Source organism: Leucobacter sp. NPDC077196, from assembly GCF_040687075.1.
Lineage (GTDB): Bacteria > Actinomycetota > Actinomycetes > Actinomycetales > Microbacteriaceae > Leucobacter.
Window position 1 is genome coordinate 575,163 of the sequence record NZ_JBFBML010000001.1, and the last position, 24,150, is coordinate 599,312.

At 68.2% G+C, this 24,150-nt stretch carries 24 protein-coding genes; 18 read left to right on the forward strand and 6 right to left on the reverse strand.

The annotated features are described in order from the left end of the window. Positions 1–82 precede the first annotated feature (82 nt). The 4 genes from hflX to AB0O71_RS02785 all read left to right on the forward strand — a co-directional run bounded on the left by hflX (position 83) and on the right by AB0O71_RS02785 (position 6,335). Entirely contained in the window at positions 83–1,660 is a 1,578-nt protein-coding gene (hflX, locus tag AB0O71_RS02770; RefSeq protein ID WP_363741642.1) for a GTPase HflX, read from the forward strand. Between the two features lie 129 nt (positions 1,661–1,789). After that, complete coding sequence (metE, locus tag AB0O71_RS02775; protein ID WP_363741645.1) at positions 1,790–4,111, forward strand: 5-methyltetrahydropteroyltriglutamate--homocysteine S-methyltransferase; 2,322 nt, start codon at positions 1,790–1,792, stop codon at positions 4,109–4,111. Then, entirely contained in the window at positions 4,108–5,433 is a 1,326-nt protein-coding gene (locus AB0O71_RS02780) for a hypothetical protein (RefSeq protein ID WP_363741647.1), read from the forward strand. Before metE ends, AB0O71_RS02780 begins: the two co-directional genes overlap by 4 nt. Further along, positions 5,430–6,335 (forward strand): methylenetetrahydrofolate reductase, encoded by a 906-nt coding sequence (locus AB0O71_RS02785; protein WP_363741650.1) that lies wholly within the window; start codon positions 5,430–5,432, stop codon positions 6,333–6,335. The genes AB0O71_RS02780 and AB0O71_RS02785 overlap by 4 nt, the downstream gene beginning before the upstream one ends. 10 nt (positions 6,336–6,345) lie before the next feature. Here AB0O71_RS02785 and lipA read toward each other — a convergent pair whose 3' ends face one another. From lipA to lexA, 3 genes are all read right to left on the reverse strand, one after another. Continuing rightward, positions 6,346–7,419, reverse strand: a complete 1,074-nt coding sequence (gene lipA / locus AB0O71_RS02790) for a lipoyl synthase (RefSeq protein WP_363741653.1) — start codon at positions 7,417–7,419, stop codon at positions 6,346–6,348. Next, complete coding sequence (gene lipB, locus AB0O71_RS02795) at positions 7,416–8,096, reverse strand: lipoyl(octanoyl) transferase LipB (protein ID WP_363741656.1); 681 nt, start codon at positions 8,094–8,096, stop codon at positions 7,416–7,418. Before lipB ends, lipA begins: the two co-directional genes overlap by 4 nt. A gap of 128 nt (positions 8,097–8,224) precedes the next feature. Next, positions 8,225–8,890: a transcriptional repressor LexA gene (gene lexA / locus AB0O71_RS02800; RefSeq protein WP_363741659.1), complete on the reverse strand. Its 666-nt coding sequence runs from the start codon at positions 8,888–8,890 to the stop codon at positions 8,225–8,227. 262 nt (positions 8,891–9,152) lie between these two features. Here lexA and AB0O71_RS02805 point away from each other — a divergent pair, with 262 nt between their 5' ends. The 6 genes from AB0O71_RS02805 to AB0O71_RS02830 all read left to right on the forward strand — a co-directional run bounded on the left by AB0O71_RS02805 (position 9,153) and on the right by AB0O71_RS02830 (position 13,745). Further along, positions 9,153–9,557, forward strand: coding sequence for a hypothetical protein (locus tag AB0O71_RS02805; RefSeq protein WP_363741662.1), 405 nt, complete (start codon positions 9,153–9,155; stop codon positions 9,555–9,557). Positions 9,558–9,607: 50 nt separating this feature from the next. Continuing rightward, positions 9,608–10,696: a histidinol-phosphate transaminase gene (locus AB0O71_RS02810; RefSeq protein ID WP_363741665.1), complete on the forward strand. Its 1,089-nt coding sequence runs from the start codon at positions 9,608–9,610 to the stop codon at positions 10,694–10,696. 41 nt (positions 10,697–10,737) lie between these two features. Beyond that, positions 10,738–11,346 carry an imidazoleglycerol-phosphate dehydratase HisB gene (gene hisB, locus AB0O71_RS02815; RefSeq protein ID WP_363741668.1) on the forward strand — a complete coding sequence of 203 codons (609 nt, stop codon included), beginning with the start codon at positions 10,738–10,740 and terminating at the stop codon, positions 11,344–11,346. Then, positions 11,343–11,993: an imidazole glycerol phosphate synthase subunit HisH gene (gene hisH, locus AB0O71_RS02820; RefSeq protein ID WP_363741671.1), complete on the forward strand. Its 651-nt coding sequence runs from the start codon at positions 11,343–11,345 to the stop codon at positions 11,991–11,993. The genes hisB and hisH overlap by 4 nt, the downstream gene beginning before the upstream one ends. A gap of 92 nt (positions 11,994–12,085) precedes the next feature. Next, positions 12,086–12,832 carry a bifunctional 1-(5-phosphoribosyl)-5-((5-phosphoribosylamino)methylideneamino)imidazole-4-carboxamide isomerase/phosphoribosylanthranilate isomerase PriA gene (gene priA / locus AB0O71_RS02825; RefSeq protein WP_363741674.1) on the forward strand — a complete coding sequence of 249 codons (747 nt, stop codon included), beginning with the start codon at positions 12,086–12,088 and terminating at the stop codon, positions 12,830–12,832. A 19-nt stretch (positions 12,833–12,851) separates the two neighbouring features. Next, complete coding sequence (locus tag AB0O71_RS02830; protein WP_363741677.1) at positions 12,852–13,745, forward strand: SseB family protein; 894 nt, start codon at positions 12,852–12,854, stop codon at positions 13,743–13,745. A 33-nt stretch (positions 13,746–13,778) separates the two neighbouring features. Here AB0O71_RS02830 and AB0O71_RS02835 read toward each other — a convergent pair whose 3' ends face one another. The 3 genes from AB0O71_RS02835 to AB0O71_RS02845 are packed head-to-tail and all read right to left on the reverse strand — an operon-like array spanning position 13,779 to position 15,301. Beyond that, on the reverse strand, positions 13,779–14,105 hold the full coding sequence (locus tag AB0O71_RS02835; protein ID WP_363741679.1) for an AzlD domain-containing protein: 327 nt from the start codon (positions 14,103–14,105) through the stop codon (positions 13,779–13,781). Next, positions 14,098–14,901: an AzlC family ABC transporter permease gene (locus AB0O71_RS02840; protein ID WP_363741682.1), complete on the reverse strand. Its 804-nt coding sequence runs from the start codon at positions 14,899–14,901 to the stop codon at positions 14,098–14,100. The genes AB0O71_RS02835 and AB0O71_RS02840 overlap by 8 nt, the downstream gene beginning before the upstream one ends. A gap of 10 nt (positions 14,902–14,911) precedes the next feature. Continuing rightward, a complete protein-coding gene (locus AB0O71_RS02845) occupies positions 14,912–15,301 on the reverse strand; it encodes a DUF1844 domain-containing protein (protein ID WP_363741685.1) in 390 nt (129 codons plus the stop codon). Positions 15,302–15,520: 219 nt separating this feature from the next. On the opposite strand from AB0O71_RS02845, the gene infC reads away from it, so the two are divergent. The 8 genes from infC to pheT all read left to right on the forward strand — a co-directional run bounded on the left by infC (position 15,521) and on the right by pheT (position 24,135). After that, entirely contained in the window at positions 15,521–16,147 is a 627-nt protein-coding gene (gene infC / locus AB0O71_RS02850) for a translation initiation factor IF-3 (protein ID WP_363741688.1), read from the forward strand. A 76-nt stretch (positions 16,148–16,223) separates the two neighbouring features. Next, positions 16,224–16,418 (forward strand): 50S ribosomal protein L35, encoded by a 195-nt coding sequence (gene rpmI, locus AB0O71_RS02855; RefSeq protein WP_010156662.1) that lies wholly within the window; start codon positions 16,224–16,226, stop codon positions 16,416–16,418. Positions 16,419–16,469: 51 nt separating this feature from the next. Further along, positions 16,470–16,853: a 50S ribosomal protein L20 gene (rplT, locus tag AB0O71_RS02860; protein WP_010156663.1), complete on the forward strand. Its 384-nt coding sequence runs from the start codon at positions 16,470–16,472 to the stop codon at positions 16,851–16,853. 98 nt (positions 16,854–16,951) lie between these two features. Next, positions 16,952–17,764 carry an RNA methyltransferase gene (locus AB0O71_RS02865; protein ID WP_363741694.1) on the forward strand — a complete coding sequence of 271 codons (813 nt, stop codon included), beginning with the start codon at positions 16,952–16,954 and terminating at the stop codon, positions 17,762–17,764. A 56-nt stretch (positions 17,765–17,820) separates the two neighbouring features. Then, on the forward strand, positions 17,821–18,576 hold the full coding sequence (locus AB0O71_RS02870; protein ID WP_363741698.1) for a 5-oxoprolinase subunit PxpA: 756 nt from the start codon (positions 17,821–17,823) through the stop codon (positions 18,574–18,576). 30 nt (positions 18,577–18,606) lie between these two features. After that, complete coding sequence (locus tag AB0O71_RS02875) at positions 18,607–20,499, forward strand: 5-oxoprolinase/urea amidolyase family protein (protein WP_363741701.1); 1,893 nt, start codon at positions 18,607–18,609, stop codon at positions 20,497–20,499. Then, the gene (gene pheS / locus AB0O71_RS02880) at positions 20,459–21,511 is read left to right on the forward strand and encodes a phenylalanine--tRNA ligase subunit alpha (protein WP_363741703.1); all 1,053 of its coding nucleotides are present in this window, start codon (positions 20,459–20,461) and stop codon (positions 21,509–21,511) included. The genes AB0O71_RS02875 and pheS overlap by 41 nt, the downstream gene beginning before the upstream one ends. Further along, positions 21,511–24,135 (forward strand): phenylalanine--tRNA ligase subunit beta, encoded by a 2,625-nt coding sequence (gene pheT, locus AB0O71_RS02885; protein WP_363741705.1) that lies wholly within the window; start codon positions 21,511–21,513, stop codon positions 24,133–24,135. The genes pheS and pheT overlap by 1 nt, the downstream gene beginning before the upstream one ends. Positions 24,136–24,150: the final 15 nt, after the last annotated feature.

Below are 24,150 nucleotides of genomic sequence, written 5' to 3' on the forward strand. Positions count from 1 at the left end.
GCATCCGGCCTCGTCGCTCGACACTGCGCCCACGGCGAACGAGCGACGCGCCCGGGCGTTCCCCGCGTAGACTTGCAGCCAGATGAAGAAACACAACGCAGACGAAGCCTCCCTCGCTGTCGAGGAAGCGCCCGTGACGAACGCGCCCGAGACCGCCGATACTGCTTCAGCAGATCCGTTGGACCGGGTGCTCGCGCGCGCCGCGGGCGCCGGATCCGCCACCGTGATCCGCGACCTCACGAGCGGCGCACAGGCTCTCGGCGAAGCCGACCACGATCGACTCGAGGGCGACCTCGACGCCATTCGCATGGAGCGCGAGGATCGGGCGTCGTTGAAGCGCGTCGTCGGGCTCTCGACGGAGCTCGAAGACGTCACGGAGGTCGAATACCGTCAGCTGCGACTCGAGAATGTGGTGCTCATCGGCGTCTACTCGCAGCGCACTGCAGAAGATGCCGAGAACTCGCTGCGCGAACTCTCGGCGCTCGCCGAGACAGCCGGCGCCCGCGTGCTCGACGGGCTGCTGCAGCGGCGCGCGCACCCTGATCCTGCGACATACCTGGGTAAGGGCAAAGCCCAAGAACTCACCGAGCTGGTCGCGGCGGTCGGCGCCGATACCGTGATCGCCGACACCGAGCTGGCGCCGAGCCAGCGCCGTGCTCTCGAGGACGTCGTGAAGGTCAAGGTGATCGACCGCACGGCCGTGATTCTCGACATCTTCAGTCAGCACGCGAAGAGCCGTGAGGGCAAGGCCCAGGTCGAACTCGCGCAGCTCCAGTACCTGCTGCCGCGTCTGCGCGGATGGGGCGAGTCGATGTCGCGCCAGGCAGGCGGCCAGGTCGGCTCTGCGGGAGCCGGCATGGGCTCGCGTGGCCCGGGCGAGACCAAGATGGAGCTCGATCGACGCAAGATTCACACCCGCATGTCGAAGTTGCGCAAGCAGATCGCGGGCTTCGCTCCCGCGCGCGAGGCGAAGCGCGCGAACCGCAAGCGAGGCGAAGTGCCCTCGGTCGCGATCGCCGGGTACACGAACGCCGGCAAGTCGAGCCTGCTCAATCGGCTGACGGGAACGCAGGAACTCGTGCAGAACCAGCTCTTCGCGACCCTCGATACCGCGATCAGGCACGGAGAGACCGATGATGGCCGGCGGTTCACCTACGCCGATACGGTCGGCTTCGTGCGCAACCTGCCGCATCAGCTGGTCGAGGCGTTCCGATCGACGTTCGAGGAGGTGGGCGACGCCTCGATGATCCTGCACGTCGTCGACGGCTCGCATCCCGATCCGGAGGCCCAGCTGCGCACCGTGCGCGACGTGATCGCCGAAGTCGACGCGCAAGACATCACCGAGCTCGTCGCGTTCAACAAGGCGGACCTGCTCGACGATTCGCAACGACTCGTGCTGCACGGTCTCGTGCCCGATGCCGTGTTCGTGTCGGCGCGCAGCGGCGAGGGCATCGACGAGCTCAAGCGCCGCATCGATGCCGCCTTGCCGGTTCCGGATCGCGAGATCACCGTCGTGGTGCCCTACGACCGCGGCGAACTCGTGGCCGAGCTGCACGAGCGCAATCGGGTGCTCGACACCGAGTACGTCGAGACCGGTACGCGCGTGCGCGCCTACGTGACGGCCGAGATGGCAGCGAAGCTGGAGCAATACCTGGCATAAGCCTGGCTTGGGTGGCGGGTAACAGTGAGCAACATCGCTCGGTGATTGCGCGGCACCTGGATACCTTGGGGGAGTTCCACGGGGAGCAGCGCCTGCTGTGATCCTTGAGTTCCCACGAAAAGGACGGCCATGACCGCAACGACGCACCTGCCCACCGCGACGATCCTCGGATACCCGCGGCTCGGACGCCGCCGCGAGCTGAAGCGGGCGATCGAATCGTTCTGGAAGGGGCACTGCGACGAGGCCGCTCTCCAGGAGACCGCCCGCGCCCTGCGGTCGACCACCCGCGCGCGTCTCGTCGAACTCGGTCTCCCCGTCGAGGGCGGTGCGGTGCCCGAGAGCTTCAGCTTCTACGATCAGGTGCTCGACGCGACGCTCGCACTCGGCGCGATTCCGCAGCGATTCTCCGACATCGCAGGCAGCGATCTCGTCACGTACTTCGCGCTCGCTCGCGGCGACCGCGACCACCAGCCGCTCGAGATGACGAAGTGGTTCGACACGAACTACCACTACAGCGTTCCCGAGATCGACGAGCGCACGCCGCTCGGGGCAAACCCCGCACAGCTGGTCGCGCAGCTCGCTGAAGCGGCGGAGCAGGGGATCGCGTCTCGCCCGCTCCTCGTCGGTCCGGTCACGTACCTGCTTCTCGCCAAGGCCTCCGACGACGCCGAAGCGGGCTTCCGCCCGATCGATCGCCTCGATGAGGTCGTCGCCGTCTACGCGCAGCTGCTCGACGCGCTGCGTGCGGCAGGAGCCGAATGGGTGCAACTTGATGAGCCCGCCCTCGTCTCCGATTCGCTCGCCCTGCCCCGCGCAGAGACGCTCGCACTGGTCGAGCGAGCGTACACGACGCTGGGCAGCGCTGCCGCGCGCCCGCAGATCCTGCTCACGGCGCCGTACGGCGACGCCTCTGCGGCGCTCGCACGGCTCGGCGCGCTTCCGATCGAGGCCGTGCACGCAGACCTCGTGCGCGGAAGCCTGCCCGAAGCCGCACTCGCATCCGGCGAGCTCACGGCGGCGTTCACCGACACCCAGCTCGTCGCAGGCGTGATCGACGGACGCAACATCTGGAAGACGAGCCTTCGCACGGCCTTCGGCGCTCTGGAGCGTCTGCAGCGAGCCGGTATCTCAGTCGTCGCAGGCACCTCCAATAGCTTGCAGCACGTGCCGCACGATGTGCGCGACGAGACGCGGCTCGACGCCGAGCTCGCCTCCTGGCTCGCCTTCGCAGATCAGAAGATCGAGCACACCGTGATTCTCGCCCGCGGGCTCTCTGATGGAGCCGCGGCCATCGAAGACGAACTCGCCGCGGTCGATGCGATCCTCGCGGCACGCGCGCAGACTGCGGGGGTGCGGGTCGGCGAGGTGCGCGAGCGCGTCGGCGCGGTGGCCGAGGCGGATCGCGAACGCGCCGAAGAGGGCGAGCGCCGTGCCGCGCAGCAGGGGCTCGACATTCCCGAGCTCGCAACCACGACCATCGGCTCGTTCCCGCAGACCGCGGAGATTCGCAAGGCACGCGCCGCGTTCGGAGCGGGCGAGATCGATCAGGAAGCCTACGACGGATTCTTGCGCACCGAGATCGAACGGGTGATCCGCCTGCAGGAGGAGATCGGCCTCGACGTTCTCGTGCACGGCGAGGCCGAGCGCAATGACATGGTGCAGTACTTCGCCGAGCTGCTCGACGGCTTCGCGGTGACCGAGCACGGCTGGGTGCAGTCGTACGGAACTCGGGCGACCCGTCCGTCCATTCTCTGGGGAGACGTGTCGCGGCGGGCGCCGATGACCGTCGCGTGGTCGGAGTATGCGCAGTCGCTCACCGACCGCCCGGTGAAGGGCATGCTCACCGGCCCCGTCACGATCCTCGCCTGGTCGTTCGTGCGCGATGACCAGCCGCTGGCCGACACGGCCTCGCAGGTCGCGCTCGCGCTGCGCGATGAGATCGACGACCTGGTCGATGCGGGCATTCGCATCGTTCAGGTGGACGAGCCGGCATTGCGCGAGCTGCTGCCGCTCGACGCGGACCGTCAGGCGGCGTACCTCGACTGGTCGGTCGGCGCGTTCCGTCTGGCGACGAGCGGCGCCGCGGCCGACGTGCAGATCCACACCCACCTTTGCTACTCCGAGTTCGGCGAGATCATCGACGCGGTCGACGGGCTCGACGCCGATGTCACGAGCATCGAGGCGGCCCGCAGCCGCATGGACGTCGTCGAACCGTTGGGCGAGCACGGCTATTCACGCGGGATCGGGCCGGGCGTCTACGACATCCACTCGCCGCGCGTGCCGAGCGTCGAGGAGCAGCAGGAGTTGATTCGCATCGCAGCCGCGCGCATTCCCGGCGAGCAGCTCTGGGTGAACCCCGACTGCGGTCTGAAGACGCGCGGGTACGAAGAGACCGTCGCGAGCCTCACGAACCTGGTTCAGGCGGCTCGCGCGGTGCGCTCGGGCGCGTGAGCGAGCCGGATCGTTCCGAGATCGAGGGGGCGGCGCGGGTCGCCGCCCCCTCGGCCTGGAGCGAAGCCGAACTTCCGACGGAAGCCGTGGGAAGCCTCCCGCGGCCGGCGAGCCTGCAGCGCGCGGTGCTCGACGCCGAGACCGGGCTCGTTGCACCGGAGACGCTCCGTCGTGAACAGGATAGTGCGGTGCGCGACACGCTCGCGCGATTCGCCGAGACGGGTTCGCCCCTCGTGAGCGATGGCGAGCAGCGCCGGCAGAGCTTCGCCAGCTACCCGCTCGGCACGTCCTTCGATGACGACGAGGTGCGGCAAGGCCCGGTGTTCGCGGTGTTCGCCGACGGGCATCACCGTGTCATCCCGAGTCTCGCGCGCGGTCCGTTCCGATTCCGCTCGTGGGCGGCCGAGGATGTCGCTGCGGCGCGGCCGCTCACGGACCTCCCGCTGAAACAGGCCGTGATCTCGCCCTCAATGCTCTCGCTCATGGTGCCCGCCGACGGCCTGGGCGACTACTCGCGCGACGAGTTTTTCGACGATGTCGTCGCGGGGTGCGCCGAAGACATTAGTCGCAGCTTCGCCGCAGGGGCCTCACGGGTCACGATCGACTTCACCGAGGGGCGCCTCGCCCTGCGTCGCGACGTGCGCGCGCCGTGGGCGGGACCCGACGCGCTCGGCGGCTTCATCGACCTCATCAACCGGGTGCTCGCCGAACTGCCCCGCGCGCAGCGCGCCGCGGTCGGCGTGCATACGTGCCCGGGGAACGACCACGATTCCGCGCACAGCGCCGACGTGGACTACGCGGGGCTGATTCCCGAGCTCTTCCAGATCGAAGCCGGCTACTTCCTCGTGCAGGCTGCGAGCGAAAAGGACCCGGATCGAGTGGCGCGGCTGATCGGCAGGCAGCTGCGCCAGCGCACGCGGGAATCGGGTGCGACGCCACGGGTGCTCATCGGCGTGACCGACCCGATGAATCCGAAGCTCGAGACCGCTGCTGAGGTGCGGGACCAGCTGGTGCGCGCTGCCCGATTCATTCCACCCGAGCTGCTCGGTTCGACGGACGACTGCGGCTTCTCGCCCTATCTCATCGATGAGAAGCCGAAACACGGATCACCCGACTTCGCTCGAGACGTCGCCTTCGCAAAGATCGCGGCGCGCGTGCGCGGCACACGACTCGCGCAAGAGGAGATCGGCGGGCACGAAGCGGCTCCGGCGTCGTACGCCGGATTCGGCCGCACCGGGGTGAGGGCAACAGTGCGCGTATCGGGCTCGTCGGCTGCCTCGGGAGCAGCGGCATCCGAAGATCGCACGGAGAAGACCGCATGAACTCGTTCCTGCTGCCGAGCCGGGGCGAGGCACGCGCCCGATTCTCGTTCGAGGTCTTTCCGGCGCGTTCGGGAGCGGCGGCGCTCGCACTCGGGCACGCGGTGCAGCACCTCTCGGCAGCAGATCCCGACTTCATCTCCGTGACGTACGGGGCGAACGGATCGAATCGTGACGCGTCGCTCGATCTCGTCACGTATCTGCGCAACCACACCGATGCGCTGCCGCTCGCGCACCTGACGACCGTCGGAGAAAGCCGGGAGGCCGTGCGAGGCGCGATCCACGCCATCATGGATGCGGGAGTACACGACTTCCTCGCGCTCCGCGGCGATCCGCCGCGTGGGTTCGACGAGAGCGACGCGCAGGTCGCGGGGTCGTTGAGTGCGCTCGAACTCGTGCGCTTGATCGCAGAGGCGCGCGCGGATCGACCTGCGTTGACGAGTGTCGGCCGCACGGCGGTCGCGGCATACCCGAACGGCCATCCACTCTCCCGCTCGCGCGCCGAAGACATCGACTGGCTCGTGGCGAAGCAGGAGTCCGGGGCGAATCTGGCGATCACCCAGCTCTTCTTCCACGCTGACGACTATCTGTCGTTCGTCGATGATGCCCGATCGGCCGGACTCCGCATTCCCGTGCTGCCCGGACTCATGCCGGTCGCGACCAGTGCGCAGCTGCGCAAGGTCGCCTCGCTCGCCGGGCAGCCGGCTCCGGCAGACCTCGCGCACGAACTGGACGCAGAGGGCGGCTACGCGCCGGAATTGGGGGTCGAGCACACTGTCGCCCTCGCGCGAGAGTTGCTCGCAGGAGGTGCACCGTCGGTGCACCTCTATACGTTCAACCGGCACGAGCAGGTCCTCGCCGTGCTCCGCGAGCTGGGTCTGCTGACACCGGATCCAGTCGTGTAGGGCTTTCCGCTCATTCGGCCGCGATGCGGTCCGAACTCGCCTCGGGCTCGGTCGGCTGCAGCGCCTGCACGGCCTGAGGGTACGAGGTCGGCGCGCGTTTCGCGAGGTGCTGCAACGCCTCGGGTACCGTTCTGCCGGTCGCGCGCATCGTCTGCGCCCAGAGGCGCCCGGCGCGGTAGGAGGATCGCACGAGGGGGCCCGCGAGCACACCGGAGAAGCCGAGCGATTCGGCTTCGGATTGCAGCTCCCTGAACTCCTCGGGGCGTACCCAGCGATCGATCGGGTGGTGCCGTGCCGAGGGGCGCAGGTACTGCGTCAGCGTGAGGATCTCGCACCCTGCGGCCCTGAGCTCAGCCATGGTCTCAGAGACCTCGGCGCGGGTCTCACCCATGCCGAGGATCAGGTTCGACTTGGTGACCATCCCGGAGTCGCGCGCCCGAGCGATCACGCTCAGCGAACGTTCGTAGCGGAAGCCGGGGCGGATGCGGCGGAAGATGCGGGGCACAGTCTCGAGATTGTGGGCGAACACTTGCGGCGCTGCTGCGAACACCTGCTCGAGATCCTCGGCACGCCCTCCGAGGTCGTCCACGAGTACCTCGACGCCCGAACCAGGGTTCATTGCATGCACCTGACGGATGGTCTCGGCGTAGAGCCATGCGCCCGTGTCTGGAAGATCATCGCGCGTGACCCCCGTGATCGTCGCGTACTTCAGGCCCATGGTGCGCACCGATTCCGCTACGCGACGCGGTTCATCGCGATCCAGCGCGAGGGGCTTGCCACTTGTGATCATGCAGAAATCGCACCTCCGAGTGCAGATCGATCCGCCGATGAGGAAGGTGGCTTCGCGATCCTCCCAGCACTCGAAGACGTTGGGGCAGCCGGCTTCCTGGCAGACGGTGTGGAGCCCCTCGCTCGCGACCAGGTCGCGCACCTGCCGGTACTCCGGGCCGAGCCGGGCGCGGGTCTTGATCCACTCGGGCTTCCGTTCGATCGGGGTCTCGGCGTTGCGCGCCTCGATGCGGAGGAGCGGGCGGCCCTCCGACTCGGGGCGAGTGCCGATCGATGGCAGGCGACGCGCGCTCAAGCGACGAGCTCCGCGATCGCTTCCGCGAGACGCGCCTGGAGGCGGGGCGCCACCGCCGCCGGTGCGATCCTGCGACCGGCGAGCGCACTCAGCGTCGTGACCCCGGCATCTTGAATTCCGCACGGTACGAACGTGGCGAACGGAGCGAGATCGTTGCAGCAGTTGATCGCGATACCGTGGGTGACGATGCCGGCGCGGGCGTGCAGGCCGACCTGTGCGACCTTCGCCGGTGGGCCTTCGCCGTGCGTGGCCCATACTCCCGAACGGCCGTCGACGCGGAAGCCCAGGAGAGCATACTCGGCCATCGTCTCGATGATCGCGGCTTCGAGCGCCCGTACGAGGTCGACGACGCCGGCCCCGCGTCGCAGCAGAACGATCGGGTAGCACACGAGTTGGCCCGGGCCGTGCCAGGTCACCCGGCCGCCGCGATCGACCGGGACGACCGGGCTTCCGTCCACGGGGTGTTCACCCGGCTCGGAGCGGCGACCTGCGGTGTACACCGGTTCGTGCTCCAGCAAGAGGATGGTGCCGCGGTCGGCGCCCTGGTCGATTCGGCCGACGGCCTGTGACTGGAGTTCGAGACCGCGCGCATATGGGACGTAGTCGGGGTCGAATCCGACCTGGAGCATCGTTACTCCGGGCAGAGCGGAGGGGATCGACGACGGGGTATCAGCCATGCCATCACTTTAGATAGACCCGGTGCAACAAAGCAATCGCGGGAGCGAACCCAAGTGTGAGCTGTCGGGGTTCGCGCCGTGCTGTCGCGGTGGGCGCTGCTCCGGCGCTGCGCAGCAGCGCCGGAGGGCTAGACCGAACGGAAGACCGCGACCACCCGTCCAAGCACTTCGGCGTGGTCACCGAGGATCGGCTCGAACGCGCTATTGCGCGGTAGAAGCCAGGTGTGCCCGTCTCGGCGACGGAACACCTTCACCGTGGCCTCGCCATCGAGCATCGCGGCCACGATGTCTCCGTTCTCAGCCTCCCGCTGCTGCCGAATGACGACGAAGTCGCCGTCGCAGATCGCAGCGTCGATCATCGAGTCGCCCACGACGCGCAGCATGAAGAGCTGTCCGTCTCCGACGAGAGCGCGCGGGAGCGGGACGATCTCCTCGACCTGCTGTTCTGCTGTGATCGGGACCCCGGCGGCGATCTGCCCGACGAGGGGGACGTACGCCGCTTCTTCGGGTCGTTGCGCCGGCGTCTCTGCGATGGCCGCTGATGTCGAGGCCAGCTCTACCAGGATCTCGAGGGCGCGGGGCCGGTTTGGATCGCGCCTGATGTACCCGCCGAGTTCGAGGCGGCTGAGCTGGTGCGTCACGCTCGAGAGCGATGAGAGCCCAACGGCATCGCCGATCTCGCGCATGCTCGGCGGGTACCCGCGGCTCTCCACTGATCGGGCGATGCACTCGAGGATCGCCTGCTGCTTCTCGCTCAACGGCTTCATGGATCGGGGCGTGGCTGCGTCGCTCATCGCTGTCCTTTCTGGCCCAGAGGGCGATGCGGAGGGGGCGCGATCCATGAATGTCGGTGGGTGCTGATTCAGTGATCCCGTTGACCGAAACCCTAGCCGCACCGTTCGAACACCGGCAAACATATGTTCGAGTGTCGCGGAAAAACAGCGAAACATACCTTCGACTGTGGCCTTGCGGTTTCGATTCATCGAATATATATTCGAAACAGATGTTCGCATGAGCTTGAATGCTTGCGGCCGTCACCAACGAAGGGAGATCATCATGAGCGCATCAGCGGTTCTGAGTCAGGAATCACGAGAGTCGACCGAAGCTTCGGGCGCCCTCCGCCTGACCCGACGCGGGCGCATCGTGCTCGGCGGTGCTGCGACAGTGCTGATCGCCGGATTGCTCGCACTGTTTGCATCCTTCGCCGCCCCTGAGGCAATGGCATCGGGTGAGGGCCCGCGTGGTGAGCAATTCGAGTATGTGGTGGTGCAGCCGGGTACTTCGCTCTGGTCGCTGGCGACGCATCTCGATCCCTCCGCCGACCCCCGCGATCTCATCACTGAGATCGTGCACTTGAACCAGCTTGACGACTCGTCGGTACAGGCGGGCGAAGCGATCGCGGTGCCGTTGCGGTACTCGGGCAATCCGCTGGTGGTGTCGGGAGACGAACTCGGGGTCTGAGCGTCCCGTCGCCCCACGGTCGGGTGCGGTTTCGGCTCTAGACTGGGTGGGTGACTAGCCTGAGCGATCTTCCTCTCCGCGACAACCTCGTCGGGCAGCAGCCGTATGGCGCGCCGCAGGACGCGGTGAGGGTGAGCTTGAACGTCAACGAGAATACGCATCCCATCCCCGAGCACGTCGCAATCGATATTGTGCAGTCGCTCGCTCGCGCGGTGACGGGAGTGAATCGATATCCGGATCGTGAGTTCACCGAACTGCGAGTCTCTCTCGCCGGGTATCTCGGCCACGGGCTCGGCCCGGATCAACTCTGGGCGGCAAACGGTTCGAACGAGGTGCTGCAGCAGGTGCTCCAGGCGTTCGCCGGTCCGGGGCGTTCGCTGTTGAGCTTCACGCCGACCTATTCGATGTATCCGCTGCTCGCATCGGGAACCGATACCGAGTGGATCGCCGTCGAGCGTCCCGCCGACTACGTGCTCACTCCGGAGTCGGTCGTCGAAGCGCTTCAGAAGCATCAACCGGATGTCGCGATACTGTGCGGTCCGAACAACCCCACGGGAACGACCCTCGATCGTGACGTGATTCTTGCGGCTTACGACGCCTTCGACGGAATTCTTGTCGTTGACGAGGCGTATCAGGAGTTCGATACGGATCGCGAGAGCGCCGTGTCGCTCCTCCCGGGGCGGCACCGACTCCTGGTATCGCGCACCATGAGCAAGGCCTTCGCCTTCGCCGGCGTGCGCCTCGGGTATCTCGCCGCTGACGCGGCAGTGATCGACGCCCTTCGACTGGTGCGCCTCCCGTACCATCTTTCTGCGCTCACCCAGGCAGCGGCGACCGCAGCCATTCGCCACGCAGACGCGATGCTGGCGACTGTCGCAGACATCAGCGCGCAGCGTGATCGACTCGCCCGGGCCCTGACCGAACTCGGGTACCGAGTGCACCCCTCTGGCGCGAACTTCGTGCTCGTCGGTGGTTTCACCGACCCTGCAGCGACGTTCGAGGCGCTGCGTGAGCGGGGCATTCTGATCCGCAACCTCAGCATCCCGGGTCATCTCCGCATCACGGCGGGCACCGAGGCGGAGACGAGCGCAGTGATCGAGGCGATCGCGGCGCTCGGCCCGGGCGGGGCCCAGGGCTGAACGCGGCCGAACCCGCGGGGATCGCCGATAGGATGGGCAGTATGACTGCAGCACCGCGCACCGCCTCGCTCACGCGTTCCACCAGTGAGTCGCAGATCAGCATCTCCGTCGATCTCGATGGCACGGGTGAATCGCGCATCGAGACCGGTGTGCCGTTCTTCGATCACATGCTCACCGCGTTCGCCCGGCACTCCTTGACCGACCTCACGGTTGACGCGGTCGGCGACGTGCACATCGACGTCCACCACACGGTGGAAGACACCGGAATTCTGCTCGGCCAAGCCATTCTCGAAGCGCTCGGCGACAAGGCGGGCATCTCCCGCTACGGCGATGCGCTGGTGCCTCTCGACGAGGCGCTCGCGCAGGCCGTGGTCGACATCTCGGGGCGGCCCTACCTCGTGCACGGTGGCGAGCCCGTCGGGTACGAACTGCATCTCATCGGCGGCCACTTCACCGGGTCGATGGTGCGGCACTTCTTCGAAGCCCTGACGCTGAACGCGCGCCTCACCGTGCACCTGAAGCTGCTCGAGGGTCGCGATCCGCATCACATCGCCGAAGCCGAGTTCAAGGCATTCGCCCGAGCATTCCGCGAGGCCAAGGCGCTCGATCCGCTCGTCGCCGGTGTGCCGTCGACCAAGGGCGCACTGTGACGTCAGCGTCGGAGCCCTCGCGCAAATCAGTGGTGGTGCTCGACTACGGCTCGGGCAACGTGCACTCAGCGGTGAAAGCGCTCGCGCACGCGGGCGCCGATGTCGAACTGACGCGCGATCCCGCCGCTGTGATGGCCGCTGACGGGCTGCTCGTCCCGGGCGTGGGCGCCTTCGACGCGGTCATGCGCCAGCTGCGCGCCGTGCGCGGCGATGAGCTCATCGATCGGAGACTCGCCGGCGGGCGCCCGGTGCTCGGCATCTGCGTCGGGGAGCAGGTGATGTTCGCGCACGGCATCGAGCGCGGCGTCGAGACCGAGGGTCTCGGGCAGTGGCCAGGAACGGTGCGGCAACTCGACGCCCCGGTGCTCCCGCACATGGGATGGAACACCGTCGAGGTTCCGCAGGGGTCGCGCCTGTTCGCGGGGCTCGAAGGCGAACGCTTCTACTTCGTCCACAGCAACGCCGCGACGGAGTGGACTATCGAGGGGCGCACGGCCGCCACGCGCCCGCTCGTCACGTGGGCAGAGCACGGCGAGCGATTCGTCGCTGCGGTCGAGAACGGCCCGCTGAGTGCCACCCAGTTCCACCCCGAGAAGTCGGGCGACGCAGGCATCCGGTTGTTGCGCAACTGGATCGAGACGCTGTAAGCCCGGCAGCCGGTCGGTCCGTGGTCGACTCGCTGCCAGTAGGCCGGAACCGCTGCATGAGCGGCGGCGCACCCCGAGAAGGAGAAACACGCATGAGCGAACTCGCCGAACGCCCGAAGCTCGAGTTGCTTCCGGCAATCGACATGGTCGACGGACAGGCGGTGCGGCTCACCCAGGGTGAAGCCGGGACCGAGACCGATTACGGCAGCCCGGTGGATGCCGCGCTCGACTGGATCGAACAGGGCGCCGAGTGGATCCACCTGGTCGACCTCGATGCGGCCTTCGGCCGAGGCAGCAACGTCGACGTCGCGCGAAGGATCATCAAGCGCGCCGGAGACGTGAAGATCGAGTTCTCAGGAGGCATCCGCGACGATGCGTCGCTCGAAGCCGCACTCGACATGGGTGCGACGCGCGTCAACCTGGGCACCGCGGCTCTGGAGAATCCGGAGTGGACCCAGGCCGTGATCGCACGGTTCGGCGAACAGGTCGCCGTGGGCTTGGACGTGCGGGGCGAGACGCTCGCGGCGCGCGGATGGACCGAGGAGGGCGGCAACCTGTGGGAGGTGCTCGACCGACTCGAGGACGCCGGCTGCGCCCGATACGTCGTCACTGACGTGACCAAGGACGGCACGTTGCGTGGACCCAACATTGAGCTGCTCAGCAGGGTGTGCGCCCGAACGGAACGCCCGGTCGTCGCTTCGGGCGGCGTCTCGAGCCTCGACGATCTCGCGGCGCTCCGCCAGCTCGTGAGCGAAGGCCTGGAAGGCGCGATCGTGGGCAAGGCGCTCTACGACGGCGCGTTCTCACTGCCCGCTGCGCTCGACGTCGCGGGGCGGTAACCGCGGAGGCGACGCAGGCATGGCGATCAAGAAGCTCCCGTCGACCGGCGACGTGCCGCGGAGCACCGGGGTGCCCGAAAGCCTCGCAGCCGGTGGCGAGACAGACTCTGCAGGGTTTCCGTGGGCCGGACGCACCTTCGATCATCACGAGACGGCGTTCGCGAGCGATGACGGTCGCGCATCCGAAGCCGTCACGGCGCTTGTCCTCGCGGTGCGAAATGCGGCGGAAGCCGCTCGAGCTGCTTCGGGTGCGGACGCCTACTGGAACGCGGTGCGCGAGGTCGCGGAAGCCCAGGCGAATGCGATCGCCGGGTTCGCGGCTGAGCGCTTTCTCGTACCGATGCTCGCGGAGGCGGGTGAACTGGGGGAGACCCCCGACGGCCGTACCGTGGAGAAATCCCAGGAGCTGTCGATCGTGGCGGTCGCGGGACCCGATGGGAGGCGCGTGCTGCCCATCTTCACCTCGGTCGAGACGCTCTCCCGCTGGAATCCGGAAGCGCGTCCGATCCCCGTGCCGGGCGCCCAGGCCGCTCTGGCCGCGGCGCAAGACGACACGGAACTGATCATCATCGATCCGGGCACGCCCGAGCGCGAATTCGGGGTGCGTCGCCCGGCACTCGAAAGCCTTGCTCTGGGCAAGCGCGTGCTCCCGGCGTGGGCCGATCCGGCCGTGCAAGAGGAGTTCCGCGCCTTCGGCGACAGCGATCCGCGCATCGAGTCGCTGTGGATTGCGCCCGGAGAGCTCGAGAACCGCCTGCTGCAGCCGGAGGTGACCGTGCTGATCACGATCGCCGGCGAAGCCGCCGAGCTGCATCGCGAGGTGCTGGCCGCCCTGCAGGCGCGCATCGCCGCATCCGAGATCGTGGCGGATCGCGTCGACTCGTTGACGCTGCGACCGGTCGCTGCGGCGTAACGCCGTTCGCCGAAATCGTTGCGGGGCGACGCGCTAGACGAGGTTCAGCAGCACGATGTAGCAGGCGGTGCCGGCCGCCACGCTGAGTATGGCGCGTCGGCGCCCGACGAGATGCACCACGACCGTCACCGCCGTGGCCACGAGCACGGCCCACCAGTGCTCGGAGCGCGCGACCAGTTCGTCGCGCAAGATGACGACTGCGAGGATGCAGAGGATGCCAGCGGGCATCCAGCGGCCGAGCGTCATGACGAACTTCGAGCGGCGCAACGGCTTCAGGATCGCGAATGGCAGGGCGCGCAGCGCAATGGTGATGGTCGCGCCGATCGCGACCGCCGCGACCAGATACCCGAGGTCAGGCACGGTCGGCCGCCTCTCCGGATGAGTCGTCGGCTACGCCGCGACCACTGTCGGCGCCCGGGTCTCTCTCGGCTCTCGTTCGCGAACGGGAGGCGGCGTAGCGGCCGGCGAGCAACGCGGTGAACACGAGGAGTGCGACGAGGAGCGCGTTGTCGGGGGCGGCGATGAGCGCGATCGCGGCCGCGACCGCAGCGAGCAGCGTCGAGGGAATCTCGCGACGGCTGCGCACCGCGTCGAGCGTCATCACGACGAAGAGCGCGACCAGGGCGAACTCGAACCCCTCGATCGGCTCGGGCAGTGCCGTCGCGAGGGCGACGCCGATGAGGCCGCCTGCGACCCAATAGGCCTGCATCGCGAGCTGCCCGGCGACCATCCGAGCGGAAGACAGTCGATCCGGATCCATGAGCACATACGTAGCGTAGGCCTCGTCGATCATCGCGTAGATCGAGTATGCGCGAGGCATCCCGCTTCGCACCCGCTGCGCCGGGAATGAGAATGCGTAGAACACGTGACGAAAGTTCACCGCGAAGACGGTGATGGCGATGGTGACGAGCGGAGTTGCCGCCGCGAGCATGCTGACGAGCAGCAACTCCACGGAACCCGCGAAGATGCCGATCGACAGCGCAGGCGCGAGCCACCACGGCAGCCCCGCCTGCACCACGAGCACGCCGAGGGCGATTCCGAGCGGCAGAATCCCGATGCCCACGCCCAGCGAGTCGCCGAGGCCGGCCACGATGCTCGATCGCCGTGATGAGCGCGGAGGCATTGGCTGTGCGGCATCGGGCGGCTGGCGGGACACGGCGGGGTGCCTAGTTGACGGGACCCGTGTACTTCTCGCCGGGTCCCTGACCGATGGGATCCGGAATCACCGACGCTTCGCGGAACGCCAGCTGCACCGAGCGCAGCCCGTCTCGCAGACTGCGCGCGTGCATATCGCTCACCTCGGGCGCCGCTGCGGTGATGAGGCCGGCGAGCGCATTGATGAGCTTGCGCGCCTCATCGAGATCGATCTGCGCCTCCGGATCGTCTGCGAGGCCGACCTTGACGGCGGCCGCGCTCAAGAGGTGCACTGCGGCCGTGGTGATGACCTCGACAGCGGCGACGTCGGCGATGTCTCGCGTCGCCTGCGAAATCTCGGCCTCGTCGGATCCCGCTGCGGTCGTGGGGGCGCTGGGCTGATCTGCCGTGTGCTCGCTCATGAGGTCCTGTCTGCTCCTGCGTTCGGTGTGCTATGATTGATCCGGTTCTCGGTGTTCTGCCGAGATCACGGAAGTGGAGATTCTCCCACCCGGCACCGTTTCAAGGTTACCGGGTAGTTGACACCCCGCCGATCACTCGGCAGCTGCACAAGGGTGTGGGATTGCGCGTGCGCTGTCCTGGTCTCGATGCTCCGTGGCTCCGTTCAGGAGTGCCCACCCATGAGATCAGAGGAGCCGGCGATCAGCGATCCCCGTACGAATGACAGAATCCGCGTCCCCGAGGTGCGACTGGTAGGACCCAGTGGCGAGCAGGTCGGTGTCGTGCCGATCGAGACTGCGCTCCGCATGGCTGTGGACGCCGATCTCGATCTCGTCGAGGTTGCCCCGAACTCGAAGCCTCCCGTCGCCAAGATCATGGACTTCGGGAAGTACAAGTACGAGGCAGCTCAGAAGCAGAAGGAAGCACGCCGCAACCAGGCGAACACCGTGCTCAAAGAGGTGCGCTTCCGCCTGAAGATCGACACGCACGACTACGAGACCAAGACCAAGCGAGCAGTTGGCTTCCTCTCGCAGGGAGACAAGGTCAAGGCCATGATCCTGTTCCGCGGTCGTGAGCAGTCGCGTCCCGAGATGGGCGTGCGCCTGCTGCAGCAGTTCTCGGAGGACATCGCGGAATACGGCGTCGTCGAGTCGAACCCGCGCATCGACGGCCGCAACATGGTGATGGTCGTCGCCCCCCTCAAGAACAAGTCCGAGGCGAAGGCAGAGCTCAACGCTCGTCGTGCTGAGGAGAAGGCCACTCGTCGGGCCGACAAGTCCACAGGTACGGACACGGACGACGAATGAACTGCGGTGCGCTGCCGAGCGCAGCGCCACCCCGCAATCCGCGGCCGTGAGGCTCGCACACAACAAGGAGAAATCGATGCCCAAGCAGAAGACCCACTCGGGGGCCAAGAAGCGCTTCAAGCTCACCGGTTCCGGCAAGCTGATGAAGCAGCAGGCCGGCATGCGCCACAACCTCGAGGTGAAGGCCTCGAAGCGCAAGCGCCGTCTGAACGCCGAGCAGGTGCTCGCCAAGGGCGACGCCAAGCAGGCCATGAAGCTCCTCGGTCACTGACCGGCGCGAGCGCATAGCTTTCATCTGAGAATTTTCTAAGGAAGAACTGAAATGGCAAGAGTTAAAAGGGCCGTCAACGCCCACAAGAAGCGTCGCGTCATCCTCGAGCGTGCCGAGGGATACCGTGGGCAGCGTTCGCGCCTGTACCGCAAGGCCAAAGAGCAGGTCATCCACTCGCTGGTCTACTCGTACAACGACCGTCGCAAGAAGAAGGGCGACTTCCGTCGTCTCTGGATCCAGCGCATCAACGCGGGCGCACGCGCCAATGGCCTGACCTACAACCGCTTCATCCAGGGCCTCGGCCTCGCGGGTGTCGAGGTCGACCGTCGCATGCTCTCCGAGCTGGCCACGAACGAGCCCGCAGCATTCGCCGCGCTCGTCGAGGTCGCGAAGTCGGCTCTGCCCGAGGACACCTCGGCTCCGAAGGCCGCGTAAGCAGTTCTTCCCGCTGAAGACCCTCGTTCCTCTGGGAACGGGGGTCTTCGCGTATGCGGGCACGAGTGCACGTGCGTGCGCGCCGTTAGGCTGAACGCATGACCGAAGAGATCCTGAGCAATCCCAAGTCCGAGCGCGTGCGACGGATCTCATCGCTGGCGCGAAAGAAAGAACGGCAATCGCACGGACGGTTTCTCGTCGAGGGGCCGCAGGCGGTGCGTGAACTGCTCGTGCATCGTCCCGATGTGACGGAGACCGTCTACACGACGCTCGGCACGGAGACCTGGCAGATCGAGATCGATCGTCTCGCCTCGGACGCGGGGGTGCGCCTCGAGCGCGCCACGCCCGAGGTGATCTCGGCGATGTCGGAGACCGTCAACCCGCAGGGCGTGGTCGCGGTTGCGCGCAGCTGGGACGGGAGCGCGTCCGAGGCGCTCGCCGGCGCCCGGCTCGTGGCGATCCTGCATGAGATCCGGGACCCGGGAAACGCGGGCACCGTGCTGCGCGCGGCAGACGCTGCCGGTGCCGATGCCGTGATCTTCGCGGGCGAGAGCATCGATCCGTTCCATCCGAAGGTCGTGCGCTCGACGACGGGGTCCCTCTTCCACATCCCGGTCCTGGTACTGGCCACGCTCGACGACGCGGTGCAGGCGGTGCGGGCGGCCGGCCTCTCGGCATTCGCAGCTGACGTGCGCGGCTCGGACGTGCTCGAAGCGCGTGCTGAAGGTGCGCTCGACGGCCCGGTTGCCTGGGTCTTCGGCAATGAGGCGCGCGGGTTGAGTGAAGCCGACCGGGCACTCGCCGACCGCTCGGTGCGTCTGCCCATCTACGGTGCGGCGGAATCGTTGAATCTCGCGACGGCCGCGAGCGTGCTGCTGTACGAGACGGCGTTCGCGCAGCGCAGCCGCTGACCCCCGACCTTCCGCACCGCGGCATGAACGGCCCGTCGTCCTGCGAGAATGGTCGGATGCTGCGCATCGACCTCAACAGCGACCTCGGCGAGTCGTTCGGCAATTACACCTTCGGTGACGACGCCGCGGTGCTCTCATCGGTCTCGAGCGCCAATGTGGCGTGCGGATTCCACGCGGGCGACCCGCGAGGTATTCGCGAGACGTGTCGAGCAGCGGCGGCGGCCGGGGTAACGATCGGCGCGCATCCGGGGTACCGCGATCTCGCGGGCTTCGGGCGCCGCTTCATCGATTACGACGCGGGCGAGCTGACCGATGAGGTCATCTACCAGGTGGGCGCCCTGCAGGCGCTCGCGCGCAGCGTCGGCACCGCCGTTCGCTACGTGAAGCCGCACGGGGGGCTCTACCACGCCATCGCACACCATATGGGGCAGGCGGAGGCGGTCGTCAGGGCGCTCCGCGACCTCGATGCTGGCGTGCCACTGCTCGTGCAGCCCGGTTCCGTGGTCGAGCGAGTCGCGCGCGAGGCTGGCGTGCCCACGTTCGCCGAGGCCTTCGCCGATCGCGGGTACGCCCCCGATGGCTCGCTCGTGCAGCGGAGCGCTCCGGGCGCCATGCTCGCGCCAGAGGCCGCGATCGCGCAGGCGGTGAGGATCGCGACGACGGGGCGGGTCGTCGCCGTCGACGGCACCGAGATCGCCGTGCGAGCCGACAGCATATGCCTGCACGGGGATCAGCCGGCCGCGGTGCGTCTGGCGCGTGACATACGCTCCGCACTCGAGCATCGCGAAGTCGAGATCGGGAGCTTCGTCTAGGTGAGCGACGCGAGACAGACTCGGCCCTCGATGCAGACCGGGCGTGGGGCGTTCGACGTCAGGGCCGTCGGCGACCGCGCGTGCATCGTCGACCTGCCCGATCTCGATGCGGTGCTCGGAGTCGCGGCGATCCTGCGCGAACGACGCTTTGCCGGAGTGATCGACATCGTGCCGGCGGCGCGCACCGTGCTCGTCGCCTGCGTGGATCGGGCCAGCGCACGGCGCGTCGCCGATGAGATTGCGAAGCTGCCAGCTGGGATCGCCGGATTCGCCGGAACGATGCTCGGTGAGTCCGCGCGGGTGGCGATCATCGATGTCGTCTACGACGGTGCGGATCTCGCCGACGTCGGTGAACTCACCGGCCTCGGCGCGGACGGCGTGATCGCTGCGCACACGTCGGCCCGTTGGACGGCGGCGTTCGGAGGTTTCGCTCCAGGGTTCATGTATCTGACCGGGGGAGACGCCGCGCTCGAGGTGCCGCGTCTCGCTTCGCCTCGTGAACGCGTTCCCGGCGGTGCCGTGGCGCTCGCCGGCCCATTCTCCGCCGTCTATCCCGGTGCCTCTCCTGGTGGGTGGCGGCTCATCGGGCGCACGGCGGCGCGGCTCTGGGACGCTGGGCGAGAACGAGCATCGCTGATCGCGCCGGGGGATACAGTGACGTTCCGCGCGGTGCGCGAGCATATCGAGGTGACGAACGCGGGGGAGCCGTCGTCTTCGTCGTCGCCCTCGGCGCCCGAGTCGCGCACCTGCACGGCTGCGATCACCGTGCTCGACCCGGGGCTGCTCACCCTGGTGCAGGATGCCGGACGGCCGGGGAACGCCGCGATCGGCGTGAGCCCGTCTGGCGCCGCCGATCGCACGGCCTTGAGACGCGCGAATCGGGCGGTGGGCAACGACGACGGAGCCGCCGCGTTTGAAACGGTGAATGCCGCGCTCGTCGTGCGTGCCGAGCAAGACCTCACGGTGTCACTGGCGGGCACGGATGCCGCGGCCGAGATCCGCGACCCGGGCGGCGCGCAGCGGACGCCGCCCGCTGGTGAGCACGCATTCTCCGTGCGCCGCGGAGAGACGCTGCGCGTCGCACCCGCCACACGGGGAATGCGCGGCATCCTCGCGGTGCGGGGCGGCCTCGTCGCAACGAGGGTGCTCGGAAGTGCCAGCCATGACAGTCTGTCCGGTGTCGGCTCGGCACCGCTCGTGGCGGGCGTCGCACTCGCGATCGGCGATGCCACGCAGGCGTCGCGCGACGCACGTCGGCCGGTATCCAGACCTCGATTCCCCGGCGAAGAAACGCTCCTCCGTTTTGTCACCGGCCCGCGAGGCGACTGGTTCTCACTGGAGGCCGTCGACTCGATGGTCTCCCAGCCGTGGCGCGTATCGCCGAATTCCAATCGGGTCGGGCTGCGATTCGACGGAGCGCCGCTCAAGCGGGCGCGTCACGGCGAATTGCCGAGCGAGGGCACGGTGCGGGGATCGATCCAGGTGCCCCCGAACGGGCTCCCCGTGCTCCTCCTCGCCGATCACCCGGTCACCGGCGGCTATCCGGTCATCGGCACGGTGATCGACGCCGATACCGACCTCGCGGCGCAATTGCGACCGGGATCGAAGGTGCGCTTCGTGCCGGTGAACCCGGATGCGGCGCACCTGGAGCGTGCAGCGGTTGAGCTCCCGGAGGTTCCCGATACCGTGCGGCTCTCGGTCGAAGTCGATGGGAAGCGGGTCGCCGTCACGCTTCCCGGTGCGCTCGCCGCCGCGCTCGACCGGCTTTCGGCGACGGAGCGCGAAGACGACGGGCAGCACCGCTCCGACAAAACGGTTGCGGCTCTGCTGCGCGACATCCTGTCGGCCGCGCCCGCCGCCGCTCCCGGTAAGATAGGGACTCGTGTCAGACAGCGCCCCGAATTCGAATCCGATCACCGCTGAAGCGGCAGAAGCAGCGGTCGCCGCAGCGCTCGCCGCATTCGCAGCGGCAGAGTCCGTCGCCGACCTGAAGGCCGCTCGCACCGCGCACGCGGGTGACGGCTCCGCCATTGCTCAGCTCAACGCGCAGATGCGGGCGGTGCCCAAGGACGAGAAGGCCGCGACCGGCAAGCTCATGGGCCAGGCACGCGGGCGCATCGAGGGCGCCTACAAGGGTCGCGAGTCCGAGCTCGCTGCGCAGGAGGCCGCAGCTCGCCTCGTCGCCGAGACGGTCGACGTGACCGCCGCTCCGGTGCGCCGCACCGCGGGCAGCCGTCACCCGCTCGCGCAGTTGCAGGACGAGGTCTCGGATGTCTTCATCGGCATGGGCTGGGAGATCGCAGAGGGCCCCGAGGTCGAGCACGAGTGGTTCAACTTCGACGCGCTCGGCTTCGACCCCGATCACCCCGCGCGCGCGATGCAGGATACGTTCTTCATCGAACCCGCCGACCGTCACCTCGTGCTCCGCACGCACACCTCGCCCGTGCAGATCCGTTCGCTGCTCGACCGCGAGCTTCCTGTCTACGTGGTCGCGCCCGGGCGCACCTACCGCACCGATGAGCTCGACGCGACGCACACCCCGGTGTTCAGTCAGATCGAGGGCATCGCGATCGATCGTGGTCTGACCATGGCGCACCTGCGCGGCACCCTCGAGCACTTCGCGCGGCAGATGTTCGGCGCGGAGGCCGAGATCCGCCTGCGCCCCAACTTCTTCCCCTTCACCGAGCCGTCGGCCGAGATGGATGTCTGGCAGCCGCACGCCAAGGGCGGTGCGCGCTGGGTCGAGTGGGGCGGGTGCGGCATGGTCGATCCGAATCTGCTCGCAGCAGCCGGGATCGATCCCGATGAGTACCAGGGCTTCGCCTTCGGCATGGGCATCGAGCGCACACTGCAGTTCCGCCACGACATCAACGACATGCGCGACATGGTCGAAGGCGATGTCCGTTTCAATCGTCAGTTCGGAGGACTGGTCTAATGCGCGTTCCGCTCAGCTGGCTCGGCGAGGTCGTCTCGCTGCCCGAAGGTGCTACCCCCGAAGCGGTGCACGCCGACCTCGTGCGCGTGGGCTTCGAAGAGGAGTCGATCCGCAGATTCGACGTGACCGGCCCCGTGGTCGTCGGTGAGGTGCTCTCGCGCGAACCCGAGGAGCACTCGAACGGCAAGACGGTGAACTGGTGCCAGGTGCGCGTCGCTCCCGAGGGGCAGCAGGCCGCGGACGGCGGCGCCGATGTGCGCGGCATCGTGTGCGGTGCGCACAATTTCGACGCGGGTGACAAGGTCGTCGTGTCACTGCCGGGAGCGGTGCTGCCCGGCGGGTTCGCGATCTCCGCGCGCAAGACCTACGGGCACGTCTCCGACGGCATGATCGCCTCGGCGCGGGAACTCTCGCTCGGTGAGGATCACGAGGGCATCATCGTGCTCTCCCGTCTGGGCCTCGATCCTGCCGTGGGCGCGGATGCCAAAGCGCTCCTCGGGCTCGCCGACACGGCGGTCGAGATCAATGTGACGCCGGATCGCGGCTACGCGTTCTCGATCCGCGGCGTCGGCCGGGAGTATGCTCACTCCACCGGCGTCGGTTTCAGCGATCCCGCGCTTGCGATGTTACCCGCGGCGGCCGACGGGTTCTCAGTCGCGATCGATGATCAGGCTCCGATTCGCGGACGCGTCGGCGCCACCGGATTCGTGACTCGGGTGGTACGGGGAATCGATCCGTCGCGCCCGACACCCGCCTGGATGGTCGCCCGGCTGCAGCTCGCCGGCATTCGTTCGCTCTCGCTCGAGGTCGACATCTCGAACTACGTGATGCTCGAGCTCGGCCAGCCGCTGCACGCCTACGATCTGCGCAAACTCACCGGCGGCATCACGGTGCGACGCGCCGCGCCGGGGGAGACCCTGGTCACGCTCGACGGGCAGCAGCGTTCACTCCACGCTGAGGATCTCGTGATCGCCGACGAGTCGGGAGCCATCGGTCTCGCGGGCGTCATGGGCGGCGCCTCGACCAAAGCGGACGAGTCGACCATCGACGTGCTGATCGAGGCAGCCACCTTCGATCCGGTATCGATCGCGCGCACCGCGCGTCGGCACAAGCTGCCGAGCGAGGCCTCCAAGCGCTTCGAGCGCGGCGTCGATCCGCTGGTGTCGCGCGCCGCTGCGCAGCGCATGGTCGACCTGCTCGTCGAGCTCGCCGGCGGCACGGCCGACGAGCTCGGGTCAGACCTGGTCGCGCCCTGGCGGCCCACCGAGGTTCGACTGGAGATGGCCCGCGTCAACGGTCTGCTCGGAACCGACTACACCGACTCCGAGATCCGAGGCGCTATCGAGACCATCGGGTGCACCATCGTCTCCGATGCCGATGGCGCCCTCGTGGTGACCGCACCGAGCTGGCGCTCCGACCTCACCCGCGCAGCGGACCTGATCGAAGAGGTTGCTCGCATCGTCGGGTACGACCGCATCCCATCGGTGCTTCCCGTCGCCCCGGCCGGTCGGGGGCTCACTCGCAGCCAGCGTCTGCGCCGCCGCGTCGCAGACGTCATCACGGCGGCCGGCCTCGATGAGGTGCAGAGCTACCCCTTCGTGTCGCGACCGCAGCTCCAGGCCTTCGGCGCGGGCGCCGAGGTTCCCGCGCCGGGCTCCGCGGTCGATGCCGCCCCGGCGGCCGAGGCCGACCGCGGCGCTCCCGTTGCGGCGATCGCCCTTGCAAACGCGCTCGACGCCCAGTCGCCGTACTTGCGCCGGTCTCTGCTGCCCGGGCTCGTCGTCGCGGCCCAGCGCAACACCTCGCGCGGGCTCACCGACCTCGCACTCGTCGAGCTGGGCCTCGTCTTCGAACCCCGCGCAGACGGGGCACCGCTCGGCACCGATACGGTGCCGCCGCTCGCCGAACGGCCCTCGGATGCCGTGCTCGCCGAACTCAACGCGTCGATTCCCGCGCAACCGCGTCGCATTGCCGGCCTGATGCTCGGCGACGTCGTGCCGAAGCAGCCGGGCGAATCGGCGCGCGCGGTTGATTGGGCCGACGCGCTCGACGCAGCGCGCACGGTTGCGGGCGCCGTCTCGGCGGAGCTCGTGGTCTCGCAGGGGACGCACCGCGCGTTCCACCCGGGGCGCACAGCGGAACTCGCGATTCGCGTCTCCGGTGATGGCTCGGACGCCGACGGTGACGAGGGCGGCCTCGTCGTGATCGGTGTCGCGGGAGAACTGCTTCCCGAACTCGTCGCAGAGCACCATCTCCCCGGCCGTGCGGCGGCGTTCGAGCTCGATCTCGACCGATTGATCGAGCTCGCGCCACGTCAGCCGGAGACGGCGCAGCTTTCCACGTACCCCGCGGCGACGCAAGACCTGACTCTCGTGGTCGCCGACGACGTGCCGGCAGGCGACCTGCTCGCCGTGGTCGTCGCCGGAGCGGGAGAACTGCTCGAAGGGGCGCGCATCGTCGACGACTATCGCGGAACCGGCATCGACGCGGGAACCAAGGCGCTCACTTTCGCGCTGCGCTTCCGGGCCGACGATCGCACGCTGACCGCTGAAGAAGCCAGTGCGGCCAAGCTTGCGGGCGTTTCGGCGGCCGGCCTCGCGTTCGACGCGAAACTTCGCGACTGAGCGCGGCGGGAGACA

Bases quoted from the DNA above. Each gene is read 5' to 3' on its own strand.
- rpmI (WP_010156662.1), top strand. From the start codon at position 16,224: ATGCCCAAGCAGAAGACCCACTCGGGGGCCAAGAAGCGCTTCAAGCTC.
- AB0O71_RS02845 (WP_363741685.1), bottom strand. From the start codon at position 15,301: ATGAGCGAGCACACGGCAGATCAGCCCAGCGCCCCCACGACCGCAGCG.
- pheT (WP_363741705.1), top strand. From the start codon at position 21,511: ATGCGCGTTCCGCTCAGCTGGCTCGGCGAGGTCGTCTCGCTGCCCGAA.
- lipB (WP_363741656.1), bottom strand. From the start codon at position 8,096: ATGGCTGATACCCCGTCGTCGATCCCCTCCGCTCTGCCCGGAGTAACG.
- metE (WP_363741645.1), top strand. From the start codon at position 1,790: ATGACCGCAACGACGCACCTGCCCACCGCGACGATCCTCGGATACCCG.
- priA (WP_363741674.1), top strand. From the start codon at position 12,086: ATGAGCGAACTCGCCGAACGCCCGAAGCTCGAGTTGCTTCCGGCAATC.
- AB0O71_RS02785 (WP_363741650.1), top strand. From the start codon at position 5,430: ATGAACTCGTTCCTGCTGCCGAGCCGGGGCGAGGCACGCGCCCGATTC.
- hflX (WP_363741642.1), top strand. From the start codon at position 83: ATGAAGAAACACAACGCAGACGAAGCCTCCCTCGCTGTCGAGGAAGCG.
- hisB (WP_363741668.1), top strand. From the start codon at position 10,738: ATGACTGCAGCACCGCGCACCGCCTCGCTCACGCGTTCCACCAGTGAG.
- AB0O71_RS02870 (WP_363741698.1), top strand. From the start codon at position 17,821: ATGCTGCGCATCGACCTCAACAGCGACCTCGGCGAGTCGTTCGGCAAT.
- AB0O71_RS02875 (WP_363741701.1), top strand. From the start codon at position 18,607: ATGCAGACCGGGCGTGGGGCGTTCGACGTCAGGGCCGTCGGCGACCGC.
- AB0O71_RS02805 (WP_363741662.1), top strand. From the start codon at position 9,153: ATGAGCGCATCAGCGGTTCTGAGTCAGGAATCACGAGAGTCGACCGAA.
- AB0O71_RS02830 (WP_363741677.1), top strand. From the start codon at position 12,852: ATGGCGATCAAGAAGCTCCCGTCGACCGGCGACGTGCCGCGGAGCACC.
- infC (WP_363741688.1), top strand. From the start codon at position 15,521: ATGAGATCAGAGGAGCCGGCGATCAGCGATCCCCGTACGAATGACAGA.
- rplT (WP_010156663.1), top strand. From the start codon at position 16,470: ATGGCAAGAGTTAAAAGGGCCGTCAACGCCCACAAGAAGCGTCGCGTC.
- AB0O71_RS02865 (WP_363741694.1), top strand. From the start codon at position 16,952: ATGACCGAAGAGATCCTGAGCAATCCCAAGTCCGAGCGCGTGCGACGG.
- lexA (WP_363741659.1), bottom strand. From the start codon at position 8,890: ATGAGCGACGCAGCCACGCCCCGATCCATGAAGCCGTTGAGCGAGAAG.